16 protein-coding genes are annotated in these 20006 nt (G+C 71.3%); 9 read left to right on the top strand and 7 right to left on the bottom strand.

Going from position 1 to position 20006, the window contains the following annotated elements:
* The first annotated feature begins 369 nt into the window (after positions 1–369).
* The 3 genes from ACIP9H_RS14645 to ACIP9H_RS14635 all read left to right on the top strand — a co-directional run bounded on the left by ACIP9H_RS14645 (position 370) and on the right by ACIP9H_RS14635 (position 3158).
* Positions 370–876, top strand: a complete 507-nt coding sequence (locus ACIP9H_RS14645; RefSeq protein ID WP_401580266.1) for a MarR family winged helix-turn-helix transcriptional regulator — start codon at positions 370–372, stop codon at positions 874–876.
* Positions 877–962: 86 nt separating this feature from the next.
* On the top strand, positions 963–1298 hold the full coding sequence (locus ACIP9H_RS14640; RefSeq protein WP_401580264.1) for a DUF3817 domain-containing protein: 336 nt from the start codon (positions 963–965) through the stop codon (positions 1296–1298).
* A gap of 159 nt (positions 1299–1457) precedes the next feature.
* Positions 1458–3158 carry a methylmalonyl-CoA mutase gene (locus ACIP9H_RS14635; protein WP_401580263.1) on the top strand — a complete coding sequence of 567 codons (1701 nt, stop codon included), beginning with the start codon at positions 1458–1460 and terminating at the stop codon, positions 3156–3158.
* 102 nt (positions 3159–3260) lie between these two features.
* Here the strand turns inward: ACIP9H_RS14635 and ACIP9H_RS14630 are convergent, their stop codons facing one another.
* Together ACIP9H_RS14630 and ACIP9H_RS14625 are read right to left on the bottom strand one after the other, a co-directional pair.
* Complete coding sequence (locus tag ACIP9H_RS14630) at positions 3261–4424, bottom strand: DUF3103 family protein (RefSeq protein WP_401580262.1); 1164 nt, start codon at positions 4422–4424, stop codon at positions 3261–3263.
* A 303-nt stretch (positions 4425–4727) separates the two neighbouring features.
* Positions 4728–5342 carry a TetR/AcrR family transcriptional regulator gene (locus ACIP9H_RS14625; RefSeq protein WP_401580260.1) on the bottom strand — a complete coding sequence of 205 codons (615 nt, stop codon included), beginning with the start codon at positions 5340–5342 and terminating at the stop codon, positions 4728–4730.
* A 189-nt stretch (positions 5343–5531) separates the two neighbouring features.
* Between ACIP9H_RS14625 and ACIP9H_RS14620 the strand changes: the two genes are divergently transcribed.
* The 4 genes from ACIP9H_RS14620 to ACIP9H_RS14605 all read left to right on the top strand — a co-directional run bounded on the left by ACIP9H_RS14620 (position 5532) and on the right by ACIP9H_RS14605 (position 9764).
* The gene (locus ACIP9H_RS14620) at positions 5532–6488 is read left to right on the top strand and encodes a tetratricopeptide repeat protein (RefSeq protein ID WP_401580258.1); all 957 of its coding nucleotides are present in this window, start codon (positions 5532–5534) and stop codon (positions 6486–6488) included.
* Positions 6489–7126: 638 nt separating this feature from the next.
* Positions 7127–7753: a DUF6230 family protein gene (locus ACIP9H_RS14615; protein ID WP_401580256.1), complete on the top strand. Its 627-nt coding sequence runs from the start codon at positions 7127–7129 to the stop codon at positions 7751–7753.
* A 96-nt stretch (positions 7754–7849) separates the two neighbouring features.
* Positions 7850–8452 (top strand): DUF6114 domain-containing protein, encoded by a 603-nt coding sequence (locus ACIP9H_RS14610; protein WP_401580254.1) that lies wholly within the window; start codon positions 7850–7852, stop codon positions 8450–8452.
* The gene (locus tag ACIP9H_RS14605) at positions 8442–9764 is read left to right on the top strand and encodes a hydrogenase expression protein HypF (protein WP_401959265.1); all 1323 of its coding nucleotides are present in this window, start codon (positions 8442–8444) and stop codon (positions 9762–9764) included. Before ACIP9H_RS14610 ends, ACIP9H_RS14605 begins: the two co-directional genes overlap by 11 nt.
* A gap of 117 nt (positions 9765–9881) precedes the next feature.
* On the opposite strand, the gene pyk is transcribed toward ACIP9H_RS14605, so the two are convergent.
* The 3 genes from pyk to pta form a co-directional block, all read right to left on the bottom strand.
* Positions 9882–11306 carry a pyruvate kinase gene (pyk, locus tag ACIP9H_RS14600; RefSeq protein WP_401580250.1) on the bottom strand — a complete coding sequence of 475 codons (1425 nt, stop codon included), beginning with the start codon at positions 11304–11306 and terminating at the stop codon, positions 9882–9884.
* Positions 11307–11414: 108 nt separating this feature from the next.
* A complete protein-coding gene (locus ACIP9H_RS14595; protein ID WP_401580248.1) occupies positions 11415–12566 on the bottom strand; it encodes an acetate kinase in 1152 nt (383 codons plus the stop codon).
* Positions 12563–14695: a phosphate acetyltransferase gene (gene pta, locus ACIP9H_RS14590; RefSeq protein ID WP_401959262.1), complete on the bottom strand. Its 2133-nt coding sequence runs from the start codon at positions 14693–14695 to the stop codon at positions 12563–12565. Before pta ends, ACIP9H_RS14595 begins: the two co-directional genes overlap by 4 nt.
* Before the next feature lie 176 nt (positions 14696–14871).
* On the opposite strand from pta, the gene ACIP9H_RS14585 reads away from it, so the two are divergent.
* Positions 14872–15897 carry an ATP-dependent 6-phosphofructokinase gene (locus tag ACIP9H_RS14585; RefSeq protein WP_401580244.1) on the top strand — a complete coding sequence of 342 codons (1026 nt, stop codon included), beginning with the start codon at positions 14872–14874 and terminating at the stop codon, positions 15895–15897.
* A gap of 277 nt (positions 15898–16174) precedes the next feature.
* Here the strand turns inward: ACIP9H_RS14585 and ACIP9H_RS14580 are convergent, their stop codons facing one another.
* Positions 16175–16858, bottom strand: a complete 684-nt coding sequence (locus ACIP9H_RS14580; RefSeq protein ID WP_401959260.1) for a response regulator — start codon at positions 16856–16858, stop codon at positions 16175–16177.
* A complete protein-coding gene (locus ACIP9H_RS14575) occupies positions 16855–18495 on the bottom strand; it encodes an ATP-binding protein (protein WP_401580239.1) in 1641 nt (546 codons plus the stop codon). Before ACIP9H_RS14575 ends, ACIP9H_RS14580 begins: the two co-directional genes overlap by 4 nt.
* A gap of 142 nt (positions 18496–18637) precedes the next feature.
* Between ACIP9H_RS14575 and ACIP9H_RS14570 the strand changes: the two genes are divergently transcribed.
* A complete protein-coding gene (locus ACIP9H_RS14570) occupies positions 18638–20002 on the top strand; it encodes a cation:dicarboxylate symporter family transporter (protein WP_360909950.1) in 1365 nt (454 codons plus the stop codon).
* Positions 20003–20006 lie beyond the last annotated feature (4 nt).

Genomic DNA, 20006 nt, shown 5'->3' with positions numbered 1-20006 from the left:
CCGGGCGGAACCGCACCCGGGGGATGTGGGGGGTGCGCGGTGTTCCGCGCGGTAAGGAGCCTCGCACCGAACAGGGCATTAATGACAGGTGCATTTCATCGATTGGCCGGTTGTCGTGAGCGTGACCGACGTCACGTCCCGGGTCATCCGGGCCAAAGGGTGGCAAGTCCGGCCCGGGAGTAGGGGAAACCCTCCCCGGGAGGGTGAGGTTTTCGGTCGGAACCCCTGGCCGGGGTGGCTGAAACACTGCGTTCACACAGGTGCGGCGGATGGCGGGTACGGTCGGTGCCCCGGCGCGCCTGACGTGCCGTCGTCCCGCCCCGCGAGACATGGCTGCCCGCCATGTGACCGGCGGGTAGGCTCGGCCCTGTGTCCAAGCCGCTCAGCCTGCCCTTCGACCCGATCGCCCGCGCCGACGAGATCTGGACCCGGCGCTGGGGGCGCGTGCCGTCCATGGTCGCGATCACGTCGATCATGCGCGCCCAGCAGATCCTGCTGAGCCAGGTCGACGCCGTGGTCAAGCCCTACGGACTCACCTTCGCCCGCTACGAGGCGCTGGTGCTGCTCGCCTTCAGCAAGGAGGGCGAGCTGCCGATGTCGAAGATCGGCGAGCGCCTCATGGTGCACCCGACGTCGGTCACCAACACCGTCGACCGCCTGGTGGCCGCCGGCCTCGTCGCCAAGCGCCCCAACCCCAACGACGGGCGCGGCACGCTGGCCTCCATCACGGCCAAGGGCCGCGAGGTGTGCGAGGCCGCCACCGACGACCTCATGGGGATGAAATTCGGCCTCCAGGCGTACGACGACGACGAGTGCGCGGAGATCTTCGCCCTGCTGCGGCCGCTGCGGATATCCGCGGGGGATTTCGAGTCGTAGCCGCGCTGCCCGGGGAGCCGGACGCCCGCCGGCCACGGGACGGCCCGGGGGAAAGTGCCCGAAGCGCACCGGTTAGGCTTCGGCGCATGAAGCAGAGTGTCCTGACCCGGTACCGCGCCCTCGCCTACGTGACGGGTGTGCTGCTGGTCCTGCTGACCGTCGGCGTGATCGCCAAGTACCTGCTGCACATCGACGGCGCCGCGGGCTTCACCCAGGTCGTCGCCATCGCGCACGGCTGGCTCTACGTCCTGTACCTGGTCTTCGCCTTCGATCTGGGATCCAAGGCGAAGTGGCCCTTCGGCAAGCTGCTGTGGGTGCTGCTGGCCGGGACCGTCCCCACCGCGGCGTTCTTCGTCGAGCGCAAGGTGACCCGCGAGGTGGCGCCGCTGGTGCTCCCCACGGGTGAACCCGTCAAGGTCTGACAACCACCTGACCTGCGGATACCCCCCTCCCTGTGCGGACGGGGGGTTTTGCCGTCGACAAATACTAGGACGTCCTAGTATTTTCGCCCCACAGGGGTAGACCTCCTTGTACAAGGACGTGCGAGGACGGCCCCGCACCGATGAGAGGCGGACACCGGCATGGACGCTGCAGCCATTGACGAGGGGCGCAGCCGCTGGCAGGCGCGCTACGACGCCTCCCGCAAGCGCGAGGCGGACTTCACCACGCTCTCCGGGGACACCGTGGAGCCGGTGTACGGGCCGCCGGCCGGCGCGGAGGTACCCGGCTTCGAGCGGATCGGCTGGCCCGGGGAGTACCCGTTCACCCGCGGTCTGCACGCCACCGGCTACCGGGGCCGCACCTGGACCATCCGCCAGTTCGCCGGCTTCGGCAACGCCGAGCAGACCAACGAGCGCTACAAGATGATCCTGGAGGCGGGCGGCGGCGGTCTGTCCGTCGCCTTCGACATGCCCACCCTCATGGGCCGGGACTCCGACGACCCGCGCTCGCTGGGCGAGGTCGGCCACTGCGGTGTGGCCATCGACTCCGCGGCCGACATGGAGGTCCTCTTCCGGGACATCCCGCTCGGCGACGTCACCACCTCGATGACGATCTCCGGTCCCGCGGTGCCGGTCTTCTGTATGTACCTGGTGGCCGCGGAGCGCCAGGGCGTCGACCCCGCGGTGCTCAACGGCACCCTGCAGACCGACATCTTCAAGGAGTACATCGCGCAGAAGGAGTGGCTCTTCGAGCCCGAGCCGCACCTGCGCCTGATCGGCGACCTGATGGAGCACTGCGCGAAGGGCATCCCCGCGTACAAGCCGCTGTCGGTCTCCGGCTACCACATCCGCGAGGCCGGCTCCACGGCCGCGCAGGAGCTCGCCTACACCCTGGCCGACGGCTTCGGCTATGTGGAGCTGGGCCTGTCGCGCGGGCTGGACGTCAACACCTTCGCCCCGGGGCTCTCCTTCTTCTTCGACGCGCACCTCGACTTCTTCGAGGAGATCGCCAAGTTCCGCGCGGCGCGCCGGATCTGGGCGCGCTGGATGCGCGACGTGTACGGCGCGACGTCCGACAAGGCGCAGTGGCTGCGCTTCCACACCCAGACCGCTGGCGTCTCGCTGACCGCCCAGCAGCCGTACAACAACGTCGTGCGCACCGCGGTCGAAGCGCTGGCGGCGGTGCTCGGCGGCACCAACTCCCTGCACACCAACGCCCTGGACGAGACGCTGGCGCTGCCCAGCGCCCAGGCCGCGGAGATCGCGCTGCGCACCCAGCAGGTGCTGATGGAGGAGACCGGCGTCGCCAATGTCGCCGACCCGCTCGGCGGCTCCTGGTACGTCGAGGCGCTGACCGACCGCATCGAGGCGGACGCGGAGAAGATCTTCGACAAGATCAAGGAACTGGGCGCCCGCGCCGTGCCCGACGGGCGGCACGAGGTCGGCCCGATCACCTCGGGCATCCTGCGCGGCATCGAGGACGGCTACTTCACCGGCCGGATCGCCGAGGCCGCCTTCGAGTACCAGCGTTCCCTGGAGAAGGGCGACAAGCGGGTCGTCGGCGTCAACTGCCACACCGGCTCGGTCACCGGGGACCTGGAGATCCTGCGGGTGAGCCACGAGGTGGAGCGCGAGCAGGTGCGGGTCCTGGCCGCCCGCAAGGAGCGGCGGGACGACGCCGCCGTGCGCAAGGCGCTGGAGGCGATGCTCACCGCGGCCCGCGAGGGCACCAACATGATCGAGCCGATGCTGGAGGCCGTGCGCGCCGAGGCGACTCTCGGCGAGATCTGCGGCGCGCTGCGCGACGAATGGGGCAGCTACACCGAGCCCGCGCGCTTCTGAGCACATCGGCGGCGCGAACGCCGAGGGCCGGCGGGAACCAGGAGGTTCCCGCCGGCCTCGTGCCGTCGCGGCGCCGTGGGCCCGCCGTGGCGCCGCTATGACTCAGAACTGCTGCACGAAGTACGGCTCGACGGTCATCCAGCCGTTGCCGCGGGCACCGTAGCGGGTGCCGTTGTCGCTCTGCGCCAGGGTGTACCAGGAGTCGACGTAGTCCGGGTCGTCGGTCCACCAGTCGTCCGGGATCGCGTCCAGGACCGCGTTCACCAGCGGGATGTAGGTGCCCTGGTCGGTGATGGTGAGCAGCGCCGTGGCGATGGCCTTGGCCAGGTCGCGGTAGTTGGTGCTGCCGTCCTCCTCCATCATCACCGCGTCGGCGAGGTTGTACTTGTAGTTCGACCAGTTCACCAGGATCTGGTTGGGCCGGTAGACCGTGCCGTCGTTGTCCAGGTACGGCATGTCGACGGGGTCGACGCGCACGGCGCCGTCCTGCCCGAAGCCGGTGACCAGGGTGTAGATCTCGGCGTCGCCCTTGACCCAGGGCTCCTCGTCGTCCGACAGCTCGACCGAGGTGATGCGGGTGGTCCAGAAGCCGCCCGTGGCCGCCGCCTGCGCCCGCGAGCCGGCCGCCGGGGCCTGCGCGCGGGACGGGGTGGCCTTGGCGGAGGCCACTCCGTAGCGGGTCAGCTCCTTGTTCATCACGGCCAGGCCGGCGGCCAGCGCCTTGGAGCCGTCGATGTCCACGACGTACACCGGGTGCGTGGGCGCCTTGCGGGCGTCCAGCGTGTGGGTACGGCCCTGGCTGTCCCAGGCGGTGACGGTGGCGGCGTCGTCGTCCAGGGAGGCGGCGGTCACCCACGGCGCCGCACCGGCGGCCAGCGCCGCGCGCATGGAGTCGTCGCCGAGGCGCAGCCGCAGCAGCGGTCCGACGCCGGCGTCCAGGCCCTTGGCGGCGGCGATCCGCCGGTCGGCGGCGGCCAGTTCGGTCTTCAGGGAGCCCCGGGCCTGGCCGGCCAGGGTGGTGACGGCGACGTCGCCGGAGGCGAGCGCGGCCTTGCCCACCCGGGCGCGCCAGGCGGTGTCGGTGAGCGAGCCGGCGATCGCACGAGCCGCCTGCTCCTCGGCCGCGGAGACCGCGGAGGCGGGCGTGTGGGGGTGCGGGGCGGCCGTGGCGGGCAGGGCGCTCACGGTCTGGCCGGCCGTCAGGGCGAGCAGTGAAGCGGCGAGGGAGACGACGGCGCCGCGCCGACGAGGGTGATGACGTCTCACGTGGATCGATCCTCCTGGGGGCGAGCGATCAACTGACGCACTGTCAGGTCGAAGCAGTGCGCAACTGTGCTGAGCTGGGCAGAACTTCATGAAGCTGTGCGGAAATGCGCGGAACTGTGCGGAACCGGTGAGGAATCTATGCGAGTAGATACCCGCGGGTAAGCATGGCGGTGCCATGACATCGCGGCAAGACCCCGGCGCCGCGGGATTGATGAACTTCCGGGAACGCCCGCAGGAAGACGTCCTGCCGAACGGCGGGCGAACGCAAGGGAGTTGCGTCGGCGGTGCGGCGGCCCGGGACGATCAGCCGGTGGCGGCCGACAGCCCGCCGAGCAGGACCGCGGTGAAGCGCGCCGCCCAGTCGGCGTCCACCGGCTCGCAGGAGACGAGCGTGCGGTGCACGACCGCCCCCGCGATGACGTCGAAGACGAGGTCGACCTGCGGCGCCGGGTCGCCCTCGTCGGGCGGGATCTCGCCGCGGGCCTGGGCGCGTTGCCGGCCCTGGACCACCAGCCGCTTCTGCCGGTCCACGATCGCCTCGCGGATCCGCTGCCGCAGCGCCACGTCGTGCGTGGCCTCGGCGACCACCGCCATCAGCGCGGTCTTGGTGGCGGGTTGCTCCAGCAGGGCCGCGAACTGCAGGACGACGCCCTCCACATCGGCCCGCAGGCTGCCGCGGTCGGGGAGTTCCAGTTCGTCGAAGAGCGCGGCCACCGCGTCCACGACGAGTTCGCTCTTGCCGGCCCAGCGGCGGTAGAGAGTGGTCTTGGCCACCTTGGCCCGCGCCGCGACGTCGCCCATGGTCAACTTGGACCAGCCGGTCTCGACCAGGGCCTGCCGCGCGGCGTCCAGGATCGCCCGGTCGGCCTCCGCACTGCGGGGGCGGCCGGTTCGTCGTCCTGTTTCACGCGGGCACATGGCTGGGCACCCTATCCCCGTTGCGCTGTGCGCGACCATGGAGTTACGCTACGGCGCGTATCGAAACAGTCGGCAGCCACGAGGCGTGGGCGGGGACCCCGCGTCGTGCTTCCGGCGTCAAGACGCGCCATGGCGGCGCTTCCGGGGGGCGATTCCCCGGGAACCGCGACGAGGGGGGAGGATTGGTCCATGCAGCCACGGAACATGTCCATGAGCGGCGTGGTCGACCTCGCCGCGGTGAAGGCGGCCGGTGAGGCCAAGGCAAAGGCCGAGCAGGCCCGCGCGGAAGCCGCCCGCACCGGGGGAGTACCCGCCCCCGCTTTGGTGACCGAGGTCACCGAGGCCACCTTCGAGACCGACGTCCTGCAGCGCTCCACCGAAGTCCCGGTCGTCGTCCACTTCTGGACCGACCGTGCGGACGCCAGCGTGCAGTTGCAGGACGCGCTGGAGCGGCTCGCCGCCGAGTACGCGGGCCGGGTCGTCGTCGCCAAGATCGATGTGTACGCGAACCAGCTGCTGGTGCAGCAGTTCGGCGTGCAGGGGATTCCCGCGGTGTTCGCGGTGCTGGCCGGCCAGGCGATGCCGCTCTTCCAGGGCGCGGCGCCGGAGGACCAGATCCGCGAGGTGCTGGACCAACTGGTCGCCGTCGCCGAGCAGCGCTTCGGCATCGTCGGCACCCCGGTCGAGGGCGGGGTGCCCGCCGCGCCGGCCGAGGAGCGCCCGCCGAGCCCGCAGGAGCTGGCGCTGACCGCGGCACACGACGCGCTCGACCAGGGCGACCTCGGCGGCGCGATCCAGGCGTACCGCAATGTGCTGTCCGGGGAGCCGGGCAATGTCGAGGCGAAGCTGGGCCTGGCCCAGGCGGAGCTGCTGCAGCGGGTGGAGGGAGCCGACCCGCACGCGCTGCGCAAGGCCGCCGCGGACCACCCCGACGACGTGCAGGCGCAGATCGCCGTGGCCGATCTGGACCTGGTGGGCGGACATGTGGAGGACGCCTTCGGACGGCTGGTGGACGCGGTGCGCCGCTCCACGGGTACGGACCGTGACGCGGCCCGGATGCGGCTGCTGGAGCTCTTCGAGGTGATCGGACCGGACGACCCGCGGGTGACCGCGGCCCGCTCGGCACTGGCCCGGGTGCTCTTCTGATCCCGTCGCGCCCTTGATCGCTTGAGGTCGCGCCGACCGTCCCCACCTCGAAAGACCTTTCGAGCCGAATGCGGCATCGGCCGCGCTTTACCAAATCTTGATGAAGTGCGGCCGATGTTACTTCCGGTAAGAGAGTGACGGACATCTGTCCGGATCTATCACCCCTTGAGGCAATTTCACACCCTCAACGCAACTACCCTGCGTAGTCGATCTGGTCCAGACCATACTGACTGGGTTATCGCACCGTTACCCGCTAGTAACGAAGCCCCTTGTGCAGCGGCCCCGAATGGACCACGATCGGCCAAGCTCGGTCCGTTGCCGAGGTGTCGGCATCCAGCCGCCCGCTCGTCGTACGGGTCCCCACCGGGCCGGGGCGCGAAGGCTGTGCCAGCAGCGGCCGCGTCACGTGGACAGGGGGGTCTCTGCCACCCGGCAGGGCCTGTCCAGCAGGTTGCGCGAGAGCGTGGCCAGTGGTTGTCGCTCGGGGGTGATCGCCGATTTCCGGACAACGCCGTCCGCCATCCCGCGTGACGGCCGTCTGTACGGCGCTCTCCTTCCCGAGGACGTAGCTCTTCTCCCATCCCGCCGCAATCCCCACGATTCCGGCCGGAGATGTACGTCCGAGAAGGAGGAAAGTCATGGAGTCGCTCATTCGCGGCGGTACCAGATGGAAGCGGTTCGCCGTTGTCATGGTGCCGAGCGTCGCGGCCACCGCCGCGATAGGCGTGGCCCTGGGCCAGGGCGCGCTTGCCGCGTCGTTCAGTGTGTCCGGCCAGCAGTTCAAGGTGAAGGCCGACAGCCTGCACGGTGAGGGCTTCGTCCAGTACGGAGCCATCGACGTCCAGCACGGCGGCAGGCCGATCCCGGTCGCGGTCTCCGCGTTCAGTAACGCCACGATCTCCGGCCTGTGCCAGTCCGTCGTGGTTCCGGTCCCCGTCTTCGGCGATGTGACGCTGAAGCTGGGCGCCGGCAACGGTGACAAGAAGGTGGAGGCGAAGAACCTCTACATCGACCTGGACCAGCTGAACGCTGACGCCACGTTCACCAACATCAACATCGGCGTGGCGGCCGGGGACAGCAAGAAGGGTCCCGGCATCAAGACCGGCGACCAGTCGGACCCGGGTTCCTTCGCGCAGGAGGCCGACTCGGCCGACCTGACCGACGTGAGGCAGACCGCCTGGGCCACCAGCGCGGGAACCTTCAAGCTCAGCGGGCTGAGCATGTCGGTCAAGAAGGGCTCGGGCGCAGGCTACGAGTGCTTCTAAGCACCACCAGGGGGGTGAGGGGCGCGGGACGCCCCTCACCTTTCCCCACCCACTCGCTTTTTTCTTTGTAACGCCAGTCCCAGGGAGCAGTTTTCCATGAGCGCCGAGACACATGGACTGAGCGGGTTCGACTATTGGCGGTTCCGGTTCCGCGTGTGGCGCGGGCAGCGGCCGTTCTGGGCGGGCCTGCTGACGGTTCTGGCCGGACTGCCCATCGCCTATTTCCCGTACGCCAACATCACCCTTGGCTCGCTCAGCCTGACCATGGCCACCACGGCCGGCTCCGGTTCGCTGATCATCGGCGTGCTGCTGGTCGTCCTCGGTCTGACCATGTGGTTCCAGTCGGCGGTCCGGGTGTTCGCGGGCATCGCCTCGATCCTGCTCGCCCTGGTCTCCCTGGTGGTCTCCAACTTCGGCGGCTTCTTCGTGGGCTTCGTGCTCGGGCTGGTCGGCGGAGCGCTCTCCGTGGCCTGGGCCCCGGGTGTCGCGCCCGCCGAGGGCGGACCGCAGGCGGCGGAACTGCCCGGTGGCGGCGCGGGGTACGACGGCGACACCGGCTACGTGCCCCCGCCGGACTCCCCCTACGCCAAGGCGTACGGCGAGTACCCCGCCGAGGCGCCGGCCGGCAGCGCTGCGCAGGAGCCGGAGGACGGCACAGAGCGAACCGCAGACGCGAACGGGAGGCACAGTGCGGGGTGATGAGGATCAGCCGGCTTCCGCTGCCGCTGGGAACGGCACCCGTGTGAGACCGGGGCCGCGGCACGCGGCCCCGCGGAAGTCGCTGCTGACCAAGCTGCAGATGCCGGCGGGCAAGGCGATAGCCCTGGCCGCGATGCCGACGGCGGTCCTGATGGGCATGGGACTGACCCCGAGGCTGGCCTCTGCCGACGAACTGCCGAAGAACCCGTTCTCCGGTACGAAGTGCGTGGAGCAGCCCGACGAGCCCTCGCCGTCCTCGACGCCGACGAGCAGCACGCCGAGCGGTGACACGAAGCCGGACAAGCCGCAGAAGCCGGAAACGCCGGAGACACCGAAGCCCTCGGTGACCCCGACGACCGGTCCGTCCGACCCCGGCTCCGGCACGGGCGCCGGCGACGGCAAGGACGACACCGGCAGCGGTGGTTCGACGGGTACGACGGGCACCCCGTCCACGCCCGCGACCCCGTCGGTGAAGCCGTCCTCCAAGCCGCTGGACCCGCTGGGCCTCGGCGACGCGCTGGGCGACCTGCTGGGCGTCAACAAGAAGGGCACCGAGTCCGCCCCGGCGGACACCGAGCCCTCCGCGACCGCCACGCCGACCCCGAGCGCCACGTCGCAGACCCCGCAGGCCGGCAGCACGAACACGTCGACCGGCAAGCCCGGCAAGCCCGGCAAGACCGTCAAGTCCGTCAAGGACACCACCGACGCGGTCAGGAAGGCGCTGTCCGAGGCCACCAAGGCCGCGGACGACGCCACCGGGAAGGCGACGCAGAAGCCGGCCGACACCCCGAGCCCCCTGGTCACGTCGGCGGACGGGAAGACCCCGTTCCCGTGCCCGACGCACGACGCACAGGCTCTGGCCGACGCCGCGTACCAGGAGACCCCCGCGCTCCTCGCGGACGACGCCTGGATACTGCACAGCAGTGTGCTGACCCTCACGGGCCTGGACTACAAGGGCATCGTCGAGGTGAAGACCTGGAGCGGGAAGACCAAGCCGGTACTGAAGTTCACGGCCTCCACCCTGGACATCAAGGACCTGCACCAGGAGGTCTTCTACCCGGGCGGCGTCGTCGGCCACGTCGAGGCCCGCAAGGGCAGCACGTCCACGATCCGCGGCGGCACGGTGACGATGTACACCGAGTCGCTGAAGGGCAACCTCTTCGGGCTCATCCCGGTCGAGTTCACGCCCGACACCCCGCCGCCGGTCAATGTGCCGGTCGCCTTCTTCACCAACGTCACGGTGAAGCAGGCCGGGCAGTTCGGCGGCACGCTCACGATCCCCGGTATGCACGTCTACAACACCAAGGGTTGATCGAACCCCGGACCCTTCGGGAGCCGCACACGGCGGAGGGCGCCCACCCCTTGCGGGGGAGGCGCCCTCCGCCGTTCTCCCGGACCCGCGGTGCGGGCCCGGGAACGGCCGGCCTGCTCAGACGGCGCGGTGGCCGAGGTGGTGCACCCGCACCAGGTTGGTGGTACCGGCCTCACCGGGAGGCGAGCCGGCGGTGATGATCACCGTGTCGCCCTCGGTGTAGTCGCTGAGCTTGAGCATCTCCTCGTTGACGATCTCGACCATCTCGTCGGTGGTGTTGACGTACTGCACGACGGTGGTCTGCACGCCCCAGGTCAGCGCCAGGTAGTTGCGCGTGGACTCGTCGGTCGTGTACGCGACCACCGGCTGCGGCACGCGGTAGCGGGCCAGCCGGCGCGCGGTGTCGCCGGACTTGGTGAAGGCGACCAGCGTCTTGGCGTCCAGGTAGTCCGCGAGCTCGGCGGCGGCACGGGCGACGGCACCGCCCTGGGTGCGCGGCTTGCGGCCGTTGAGCGGCCACAGGCCCTGCTTGAGCAGCTCGACCTCGGCGGCCTCGATGATCCGCGACATGGTCTTCACGGTCTCGATCGGGTACTTGCCGACGCTGGACTCCGCGGACAGCATGACCGCGTCCGTGCCGTCGAGGATCGCGTTGGCGACGTCGGAGGCCTCGGCGCGGGTGGGGCGGGAGTTGGTGATCATCGACTCCATCATCTGGGTCGCCACGATCACCGGCTTGGCGTTGCGGCGGCACAGCTCGATGAGCCGCTTCTGCACCATCGGGACCTTCTCCAGCGGGTACTCCACCGCGAGGTCGCCACGGGCCACCATGACGGCGTCGAACGCCGCGACGATGTCCTCCATGTTGTCGACCGCCTGCGGCTTCTCCACCTTGGCGATGACCGGCACGCGGCGGCCGACCTCGTCCATCACGCGGTGGACGTCGCGGATGTCCTTGGCGTCGCGCACGAAGGAGAGCGCGACCATGTCGGCGCCCATCCGCAGCGCGAAGCGCAGGTCCTCGATGTCCTTCTCGGACAGCGCCGGGACGTTGACGGCCGCACCGGGCAGGTTGATGCCCTTGTGGTCGGAGATGACACCGCCCTCGACGACCAGGCAGCGCACGCGGGCGCCGTCGACCTCGGTCACGCGCAGCGCGACGTTGCCGTCGTTGATCAGGACGGGGTCGCCGGACCGCACGTCGCCGGGCAGGCCCTTGTAGGTGGTGCCGCAGATGGTCTTGTCGCCCGCCACGTCCTCGGTGGTGATGGTGAACTCGTCACCGGCGACCAGCTCCACGGGGCCGTCCGCGAAGGTCTCCAGGCGGATCTTGGGGCCCTGGAGGTCGGCCAGCACACCGATGGCACGCCCGGTCTCCTCCGAGACCTTGCGCACTCGGTGGTAGCGCTCCTCGTGCTCGGCGTGGCTGCCGTGGCTGAAGTTGAAACGGGCCACGTTCATCCCGGCTTCGGCCAGCGTTTTCAGCTGGTCGTAGGAATCGACGGCGGGACCCAGGGTGCAGACGATTTTCGCTCGGCGCATGAGGACGATCCTATCAATTTGTTCCGCTCCGGAATTTTCCCGTGCGGGGGAGTCGTGGACGGTGCGGACGGCGGCCATAGACTAGAGCCTCCAGGTGACCTGGAGACGTCACCGACCGGTCACCAGCGCGTACGTCTGCCGGGCGATCTCGTGCTCCTCGTCGGTCGGGACCACTGCCACCGCCACCGTGCTGCCGGCGGCGGACACCAGCCGCGCCGAGCTCGCCCGCACCGCGTTGCGCACCCCGTCCAGTTCGATGCCCAGGACCTCCAGGCCCCGCATCGCGGCCTCCCGCACGGCGGCGGAGTTCTCCCCGACACCCGCGGTGAAGGCGATCGCGTCCACCCGGCCCAGGACGGCGGTGTAGGCGCCGACGTACTTGCGCAGCCGGTGCACGTAGACGTCGAAGGCCAGCTGTGCCGCCTCGTCGCCCTCCGCCATCCGCCGGCCGATCTCCCGCATGTCGTTGTCGCCGGACAGGCCCAGCAGACCGGACCGCTTGTTGAGCAGGACGTCCACGTCGTCCACCGACATCCCGCCCACGCGGGTGAGGTGGAAGACCACGGCCGGGTCGACATCACCCGAGCGGGTGCCCATGACCAGGCCCTCCAGCGGGGTCAGGCCCATGGAGGTCTCCACGCACACGCCGCCGCGCACCGCGGACGCGGAGGCGCCGTTGCCGAGGTGCAGCACGATCACATTGACCTCGGCGGGGTCCTTGCCCAGCAGCGCGGCCGTGGCCCGGCTGACGTACGCGTGCGAGGTGCCGTGGAAGCCGTAGCGGCGCACCTGGTGGGCGTCGGCGGTCTCCCGGTCGATGGCGTAGCGGTACGCGGCCTCGGGCAGCGTCGAGTGGAAGGCGGTGTCGAAGACGGCCACCTGCGGCAGGTCCGGGCGCATCGCGCGGGCCACCTTGATGCCGGTGATGTTCGCCGGGTTGTGCAGCGGGGCGAGCGGCACGAGCTCCTCGACGGCCGCCAGCACGGCGTCGTCGACCAGCGTCGGCTCGGTGAACCGGGTGCCGCCGTGCACCACGCGGTGCCCCACGGCGGCCAGTTCGGGGGAGTCCAGGCCGAGGCCGCGGGCGGCCAGTTCGTCGGCGACGGCCTTCAGCGCCTCCGCGTGGCCGGCGACCCCGCCGGGCTCACCGATGTGCTCCACGATCCCGGCCGCCGGGCGGCTGCCGTCGGCCATGTCGATGAGCTGGTACTTCACCGACGAGGAGCCGGAGTTGAGGACGAGGACGCGGGTCGCGGTCACAGTGCCTTCCTGGGGTCGGTCGGGGCGGCGGGGGCAGCCGGGCCTGCCGCCGCCTGCTCGCCCTGGGCCTGGATCGCCGTGATGGCGACGGTGTTGACGATGTCCTGCACCAGCGCGCCGCGCGACAGGTCGTTGACGGGCTTGCGCAGGCCCTGCAGCACGGGGCCGACGGCCACAGCGCCGGCCGAACGCTGCACGGCCTTGTAGGTGTTGTTGCCGGTGTTGAGGTCCGGGAAGATCAGTACGGTGGCCTTTCCCGCCACCTCCGAGCCGGGCAGCTTGGTCTCGGCGACCTGGGCGTCCACCGCCGCGTCGTACTGGATCGGGCCCTCGACCAGCAGCTCCGGGCGGCGCTCGCGGACCAGTTCGGTGGCCCGGCGCACCTTGTCGACGTCGGCGCCCGAGCCGGAGGTCCCGGTGGAGTACGAGAGCATCGCCACCCGCGGCTCCACCCCGAACTGGGCGGCGGTCTCGGCCGACTGGATCGCGATGTCCGCCAGCTGCTCGGCGTCGGGGTCGGGGTTGACCGCGCAGTCGCCGTACACCAGCACCTTGTCGGCCAGGCACATGAAGAAGACCGAGGAGACGATCGAGGCCTCCGGCACGGTCTTGATGATCTCGAACGCGGGACGGATGGTCGCCGCGGTGGAGTGCACCGCGCCGGAGACCATGCCGTCGGCCAGGCCCTGCTGCACCATCAGCGTGCCGAAGTACGACACGTCGGCGACGACGTCGTAGGCGAGTTCGTAGCTCACGCCCTTGTGGGCGCGCAGTTTGGCGTACAGCTCGGCGAAGCCCTCGCGCAGCGGCGAGGTCTGCGGATCGGTGAGCACCAGGCCGGGGACGTCCACGTCGATGCCGAGTTCGCCGGCCCGCCGGCGGATGGCGTCCTCGTTCCCCAGCAGCACGATGTCGCACACATTGCGGCGCAGCAGCACCTCGGCCGCGTGCAGGATCCGCTCCTCGGCGCCCTCCGGCAGCACGACGCGGCGCCGGCCGGAGCGGGCCCGCTCGATGAGCTCGTGCTCGAACATCATCGGGGTGACGCGCTCGCCGCGGACCACCGACAGCCGCTCGCTGAGCTCGGCGCTGTCGACATGCGTCTCGAAGAGGCCGAGTGCCGTCTCGGCCTTGCGCGGAGTGCCCGCGCCGAGCTTCGCCTCCAGGGCGAACAGCTCGGCGGCCGTCGGGAAGCTGCCGGTCGGCACGGACATCACCGGGGTGCCGGGGGCGAGCCGGGCGGCCAGCGCCATGATCTCGGGGCCGGGCACCTCGTCGAGGGTGAGCAGGATGCCCGCGATGGGCGGGGAGCCGGCCGAGTGCGCGGCGAGCGAACCGATGATGAGGTCGGCGCGGTCGCCCGGGGTGATCACCATGCAGCCGGGGGTCAGCGCGCGGATGAAGGTGGGCAGCATCGCGCCGCCGAAGACGAAGCCCAGGACGTCGCGGGAGAGCCCGCCGGCGTCGCCGAGCAGCACCTCCGCGCCGAGGGTCTCGACGATCTGGGAGACCGTCGGCGCCGACAGCGCGGGCTCGTCCGGCAGCACGTAGGCGGGGACCGGCAGCAGCCGGCGCAGCCGCCCGGCGACCTCGTCCAGGGCCTCCCGGGGCACCCGGTTGGCGATCATGGCGACGATGTCGCAGCCGAAGCCGCTGTAGGACTGGTGGGCGTTGCGCACCTCGTCCACCGCCGACTCCGCGGTCTGGTCGCGCCCGCCGACCACCGGGACCACCGAGGCCCCGAACTCGTTGGCGAGGCGGGCGTTGATGCCCATCTCGCCCGGCAGGTTCGTCTCGTGGAAGTCCGAGCCGAGCACGAGCACGGTCTCGTACTCCCGGGCCACCAGGTGGTAGCGCTCGACGAGCACGGCGATCATCGCGTCCCGGCCCTGCTCGGCCTGGAGCGCCGCGGCCTCCTCGTAGCTCAGGCCGAAGGCGGTCGCCGGGTCCTGGGTGAGCCGGAAGCGGCTGCGCAGCAGCTCGAACATCCGGTCGGGGGTGTCGTGCACCAGCGGGCGGAACACGCCCACGCGGTCGACCTGGCGGGTGAGCAGCTCCATGACGCCGAGCTCGACGACCTGCCTGCCGTCCCCCCGGCCGACCCCGGTTACGTACACGCTGCGCGTCACGCGCTCTCTCCGTTCCTGCCGGGCAGCATCTCTGGTCGCTCGCACATCACCCATTCGGGTGAGGGATGCCTCTTGACATTACAGTCCGCTGTGCGTAAGACGCGCGGTGGGTCAGGCACGGATCTACGATGCGAAAGAGGCGACCTGGGACGCTACCGGAGGGAGCGCGGAGCGCCATGCGTATCGGAGTCCTCACCGCGGGTGGCGACTGCCCGGGGCTCAACGCAGTCATCCGTTCGGTGACCCATCGCGCGTTGACCTACCACGGCGACGAGGTGATCGGGTTCGAGGACGGCTTCAAGGGACTGCTGGAGGGTCGCTACCGCACCCTGGACCTGAACTCCGTGAGCGGCATCCTGGCCCGCGGCGGCACGGTGCTCGGCTCCACCCGCCTGGAACGCTCCCGGCTGCACGAGGCCGCCGACAACTGGCGTACGGTGTGCGCGGACTACGGCCTCGACGTGCTCATCCCCATCGGCGGCGAGGGCACCCTCACCGCGGCCCGGCTGCTCGCCGAGGCGGGCATGCCGGTCGTCGGCGTGCCCAAGACCATCGACAACGACATCTCGGCCACCGACCGCACCTTCGGCTTCGACACCGCCGTCACCGTGGCCACCGAGGCCATCGACCGGCTGAAGACCACCGCCGAGTCGCACCAGCGCGTCATGGTCGTCGAGGTGATGGGCCGGCACGCCGGATGGATCGCCCTGGAGTCCGGGATGGCCGGCGGCGCCCACGGCATCTGCCTGCCCGAGCGGGCCTTCGACCCCGCCGACCTCGTCGCGATGGTCGAGGAGCGCTTCGCGCGGGGCAAGAAGTTCGCCGTGGTCTGCGTCGCCGAGGGCGCCCACCCCGCCGAGGGCACCATGCCGTACGTGCACGGCGAGATCGACGCGTACGGCCACGAGCGCTTCGCGGGCATCGGCACGCGGCTCGCCGTCGAGCTGGAGCAGCGTTTGGGCAAGGAGGCCCGCCCGGTCATCCTCGGCCACGTCCAGCGCGGCGGCGTCCCCACCCCCTACGACCGGGTCCTTGCCACCCGCTTCGGCTGGCACGCCGTCGAGGCCGCGCACAAGGGCGCCTTCGGCAACATGACGGCGCTGCGCGGCACCGCGATCGAGCTGGTGCCGCTGGCGGAGGCCGTGACGGTGCTCAAGCGGGTCCCGGAGGACCGTATGCGGGAGGCGGAGTCCGTGTTCTGACGGCACGTCAATACGCGTCCCCGCCGGTGCTGTCGGCCGGCGTGCCGTCGAAGCCGCGCGCCTTCGGCAGCGTGACAGCGTCGCGAGGGGCCGCGATCGGGGGCGGTGCCGCCGGCGGAGGCGGTGACGTGACGGTGTCCAAGCGGGTCCCGGAGGACCGGATGCGGGAGGCGGAGTCCGAGTTCCGACGGGTCGTCAACGCGTGCTGCTGCGGGTGCTTTCCGTCGTCACGCCGTCGAGGCCGCGCGGGCCCGACGGCTCGTCACCGCACGTGTGCTCAGCTCCTGCGGGCGCTCGCCCAGCGGTAGGTCAGCTCGGGCCGGCCCACCTGCCCGTACTGCGGGGCCCGCACGGCGCTGCCGACGTCGACCAGGTGCTCCAGGTAGCGGCGGGCCGTGATGCGGGAGACGCCGACCTGCTGTGCGGCGGCGGTCGCCGACAGGCCCTCCCCGGCGTCGCGCAGCGCGGCGGTCACCGCCTCCAGCGTCGGACCGCTCAGGCCCTTGGGGAGCGCCGAGGTCTCGGGGCTGCGCAGTGCCGCCAGCGCGCGGTCCACCTCGTCCTGCCCGGAGGCCTCGCCGCCCGCCAGTTCCTCGCGGTAGCGGGCCCAGCGCTCCAGCCGGTCGCGCAGCGCCGGGAAGGTGAACGGCTTGAGCAGGTACTGCACCACGCCCACCGAGACGGCCTGCCGCACCACCCCCAGGTCGCGGGCCGAGGTCACGGCCACCACGTCCGCGGTGTGCCCGGCGGCCCGCAGCTTGCGCACCACCTGGAGCCCGTGCCCGTCGGGCAGGTTGAGGTCGAGCAGGATCAGGTCCACCTGGTGCCGCTCCAGCGCGCGCAGCGCCGCGCCGCCCGACTGCGCGACGGCCGCGACCTCGAAGCCGGGCAGCCGCTCCACGTACAGGCGGTGCGCGTCGGCCGCCACCGGGTCGTCCTCGACCACCAGCACCCTGATCACGCCGGCACCCCCTGCCGCAGCGGCAGCCGTACGGTGAAGGCCGCGCCGCCGGTCTCGGCGCGGTCCAGGTCCACGGTGCCGCCGGCCCGCCGCGCGGCCTGTTCCACCAGGGCCAGGCCCAGTCCGCGGCCCTCGCTCTTGGTGGTCCAGCCGCGCCGGAAGACCTCGCGCACCGTGGCCGGGTCCACGCCGGTTCCGTTGTCGGTGACCCGCAGCAGCAGCACACCGCCGTCCGCGCGGGCGGTCACCCCCACGTGCGGGCGGGCCGGGCTCCGGCCGGCGCCCTCGATCGCCGCGTCGATGGCGTTGTCGATCAGGTTGCCCAGGACGGTCACCAGGTCGCGGGAGGCCAGCGCGGCCGGCAGCACGCCGTCGTCGATGCGGCTGTCCTCGCTGACGGTCAGTTCGACGCCGCGCTCGCTCGCCTCGGCCGCCTTGCCCAGCAGCAGTGCCGCCAGCACCGGTTCGCCGACCGCCGCCACCACGCGGTCGGTCAGCGCCTGCGCCAGTTCCAGTTCGGCGGTCGCGAACTCCACCGCCTCGTCCGCGCGACCCAGTTCGATCAGCGACACGACCGTGTGCAGCCGGTTGGAGGCCTCGTGGGCCTGCGAGCGCAGCGCCTCGGCGAAGCCGCGCACCGAGTCGAGTTCGCCGGTCAGCGCCTGGAGGTCGGTGTGGTCGCGCAAGGTGACCACGGTGCCCCGGCGTTCGCCGCCGAGCACCGGCGCGGTGCTGACCACCACGACCCGCTCCGCGGTCAGGTGCACCTCGTCCACGCGCGGTTCCGCGGCCAGCAGCGCGCCGGTCAGCGAGGTCGGCAGGCCGAGTTCGGCGACGTACGCGCCGACCACGTCCTCGGGCAGCCCCAGCAGTTCGCGCGCCGCGTCGTTGCAGAGCGCCACGCTGCGGTCCGCGTCCAGCAGGATCAGGCCCTCGCGCACCGCGTGCAACGTCGCCTGGTGGTAGTCGTACATCCGGCTCAGCTCGTCGGCGGCCATGCCGTGGGTGTGCCGGCGCAGCCGGGCGTTGGCGAGGTAGGTGCCCGCGCCGCCGACCGTCAGGGCCGCCAGCGCGAACCCGATCAGGGCGGTCAACTGGTCGCGCACCTGGCCTGTGATGGCCTGGACGGTGATGCCGATGCTGACCAGCCCCACGATGCGGCCGCCGTCGCGGACGGGGGTGACCACGCGCACGGACGCGCCGAGCGTGCCGGTGTAGGTCTCGGTGAACGTCCGGCCGTGCTGCGCCGGGCCTATGTGCCCGAGGAACGGCCGGCCTATCTGGCGCGGGTCGGGATGCGTCCAGCGGATGCCGGCCGGGCTCATGATCGTCACAAAGGCGACACCGGTGTCCTTGCGGACCTGCTCGGCGTACGGCTGGAGCGCGAGCGTGGGGTCCGGGCCGCGGATCGCCGCCGCGACGGAGGGCGCGTCGGCGACCGCCCGCGCCGCCGCCGTCACCCGGTCCTCGGCCGCCGCGACCGCGCGGCTGCCGGCGTTGACGTACACGAGCACGGCGATGCCCGCGACGACCATGGCCACGATGACGACCTGCATCGCGAAGAGCTGCCCCGCGAGGCTGCGCGGGCGCGCGCGGCGCCGCGATCCGGGGCTGCGGAAGGGGGTGAGGACCGGCATGCCCACCAGTGTGCACGCGGGCCGCGAACTCAATGAACGCAAACGTGACCTGGCTCACTGCGCGGGCGCATAGTCACCGGGAGTTATCCGATGGCGGGCGTCAGGGACGGCGCCCGGCTGGACCGAGGAGACAAAGGTGTCAGTGCCGGTGCAGAGCCGCAGCCAGGGTCGAAGGGACCGTACCCACTACCTCTACATCGCGGTGGTCGTCGCCGCGATCGCCGGCGCCGTCTTCGGCCTTGTCGCCCCCGACGCGGCGGTCGAGCTGAAGCCGATCGGCACCGGCTTCGTGAACCTGATCAAGATGATGATCTCGCCGATCATCTTCTGCACGATCGTGCTCGGCGTCGGTTCGGTGCGGAAGGCCGCCAAGGTCGGCAAGGTCGGCGGGCTCGCCCTCGGCTACTTCGTCGCCATGTCCTTCGTGGCGCTGGCCATCGGCCTCGTCGTCGGCAACATCCTCCAGCCCGGCGACGGACTGCACCTGACCGACGCCCTGAAGGACGCGGGCCAGGCCCAGGCCAAGGACGCCCCGGCCGAGTCGCTGCCGGACTTCATCCTCTCGATCATCCCGGTCACCTTGGTCTCGGCGTTCACCGAGGGCCAGGTGCTGCAGACCCTGCTGGTGGCGCTGCTCGTCGGCTTCGGCCTCCAGGCCATGGGCTCGGCGGGCGAGCCGGTGCTGCGCGGCATAGGGCACATCCAGAAGCTGGTCTTCCGCGTGCTGTCCATGATCATGTGGGCGGCGCCGGTGGGTGCCTTCGGCGCCCTCGCGGCGGTGGTCGGCTCCGCGGGCGTCGACGCGCTCAAGGCCCTGGCCACGATCATGCTCGGCTTCTACGTCACCTGCCTGATCTTCGTCGTCGTCGTGCTCGGCCTGATCCTGCGCCTCGTCGCGGGGGTCAACCTCTTCCAGCTGCTGAAGTACCTCGGCCGGGAGTTCCTGCTGATCGTCTCGACCTCCTCCTCGGAGTCGGCGCTGCCCCGCCTCATCGCCAAGATGGAGCACCTCGGCGTCAGCCGCCCGGTCGTCGGCATCACCGTGCCGACCGGCTACTCCTTCAACCTCGACGGCACCATGATCTACCTGACCATGGCCTCGCTGTTCATCGCCGACTCGATGGGCCAGCCGCTGTCCATCGGCCAGCAGATCACGCTCCTGCTCTTCATGATGATCGCCTCCAAGGGCGCGGCCGGCGTCACCGGTGCGGGCCTGGCGACGCTGGCCGGCGCACTCCAGTCGCACAAGCCGGCCCTCGTCGACGGAGTCGGCCTCATCGTCGGCATCGACCGCTTCATGAGCGAGGCGCGCGCCGTCACCAACTTCGCGGGCAACGCGGTCGCCACCGTCCTGATCGGCACCTGGACCAAGGAGTTCGACCGCGAGCGCGCCGAGCGGGTGTTCGCCGGCGAGCTGCCCTTCGACGAGACCACGCTCGTCGACGACGGCCACGGCGAGCCGTCCGCGCCGGTGTCCACCGAGAAGGAGCCGGCCCCGGCGGCCTGAGCGG

This window comes from Streptomyces sp. NPDC088732 (assembly GCF_044751205.1).
Lineage (GTDB): Bacteria > Actinomycetota > Actinomycetes > Streptomycetales > Streptomycetaceae > Actinacidiphila.
This window is presented reverse-complemented; position numbering and strand designations above follow the sequence as displayed.

Bases quoted from the DNA above. Each gene is read 5' to 3' on its own strand.
- ACIP9H_RS14640 (WP_401580264.1), top strand. From the start codon at position 963: ATGAAGCAGAGTGTCCTGACCCGGTACCGCGCCCTCGCCTACGTGACG.
- ACIP9H_RS14635 (WP_401580263.1), top strand. From the start codon at position 1,458: ATGGACGCTGCAGCCATTGACGAGGGGCGCAGCCGCTGGCAGGCGCGC.
- ACIP9H_RS14625 (WP_401580260.1), bottom strand. From the start codon at position 5,342: ATGTGCCCGCGTGAAACAGGACGACGAACCGGCCGCCCCCGCAGTGCG.
- ACIP9H_RS14620 (WP_401580258.1), top strand. From the start codon at position 5,532: ATGCAGCCACGGAACATGTCCATGAGCGGCGTGGTCGACCTCGCCGCG.
- ACIP9H_RS14615 (WP_401580256.1), top strand. From the start codon at position 7,127: ATGGAGTCGCTCATTCGCGGCGGTACCAGATGGAAGCGGTTCGCCGTT.
- ACIP9H_RS14610 (WP_401580254.1), top strand. From the start codon at position 7,850: ATGAGCGCCGAGACACATGGACTGAGCGGGTTCGACTATTGGCGGTTC.
- pyk (WP_401580250.1), bottom strand. From the start codon at position 11,306: ATGCGCCGAGCGAAAATCGTCTGCACCCTGGGTCCCGCCGTCGATTCC.
- ACIP9H_RS14585 (WP_401580244.1), top strand. From the start codon at position 14,872: ATGCGTATCGGAGTCCTCACCGCGGGTGGCGACTGCCCGGGGCTCAAC.
- ACIP9H_RS14575 (WP_401580239.1), bottom strand. From the start codon at position 18,495: ATGCCGGTCCTCACCCCCTTCCGCAGCCCCGGATCGCGGCGCCGCGCG.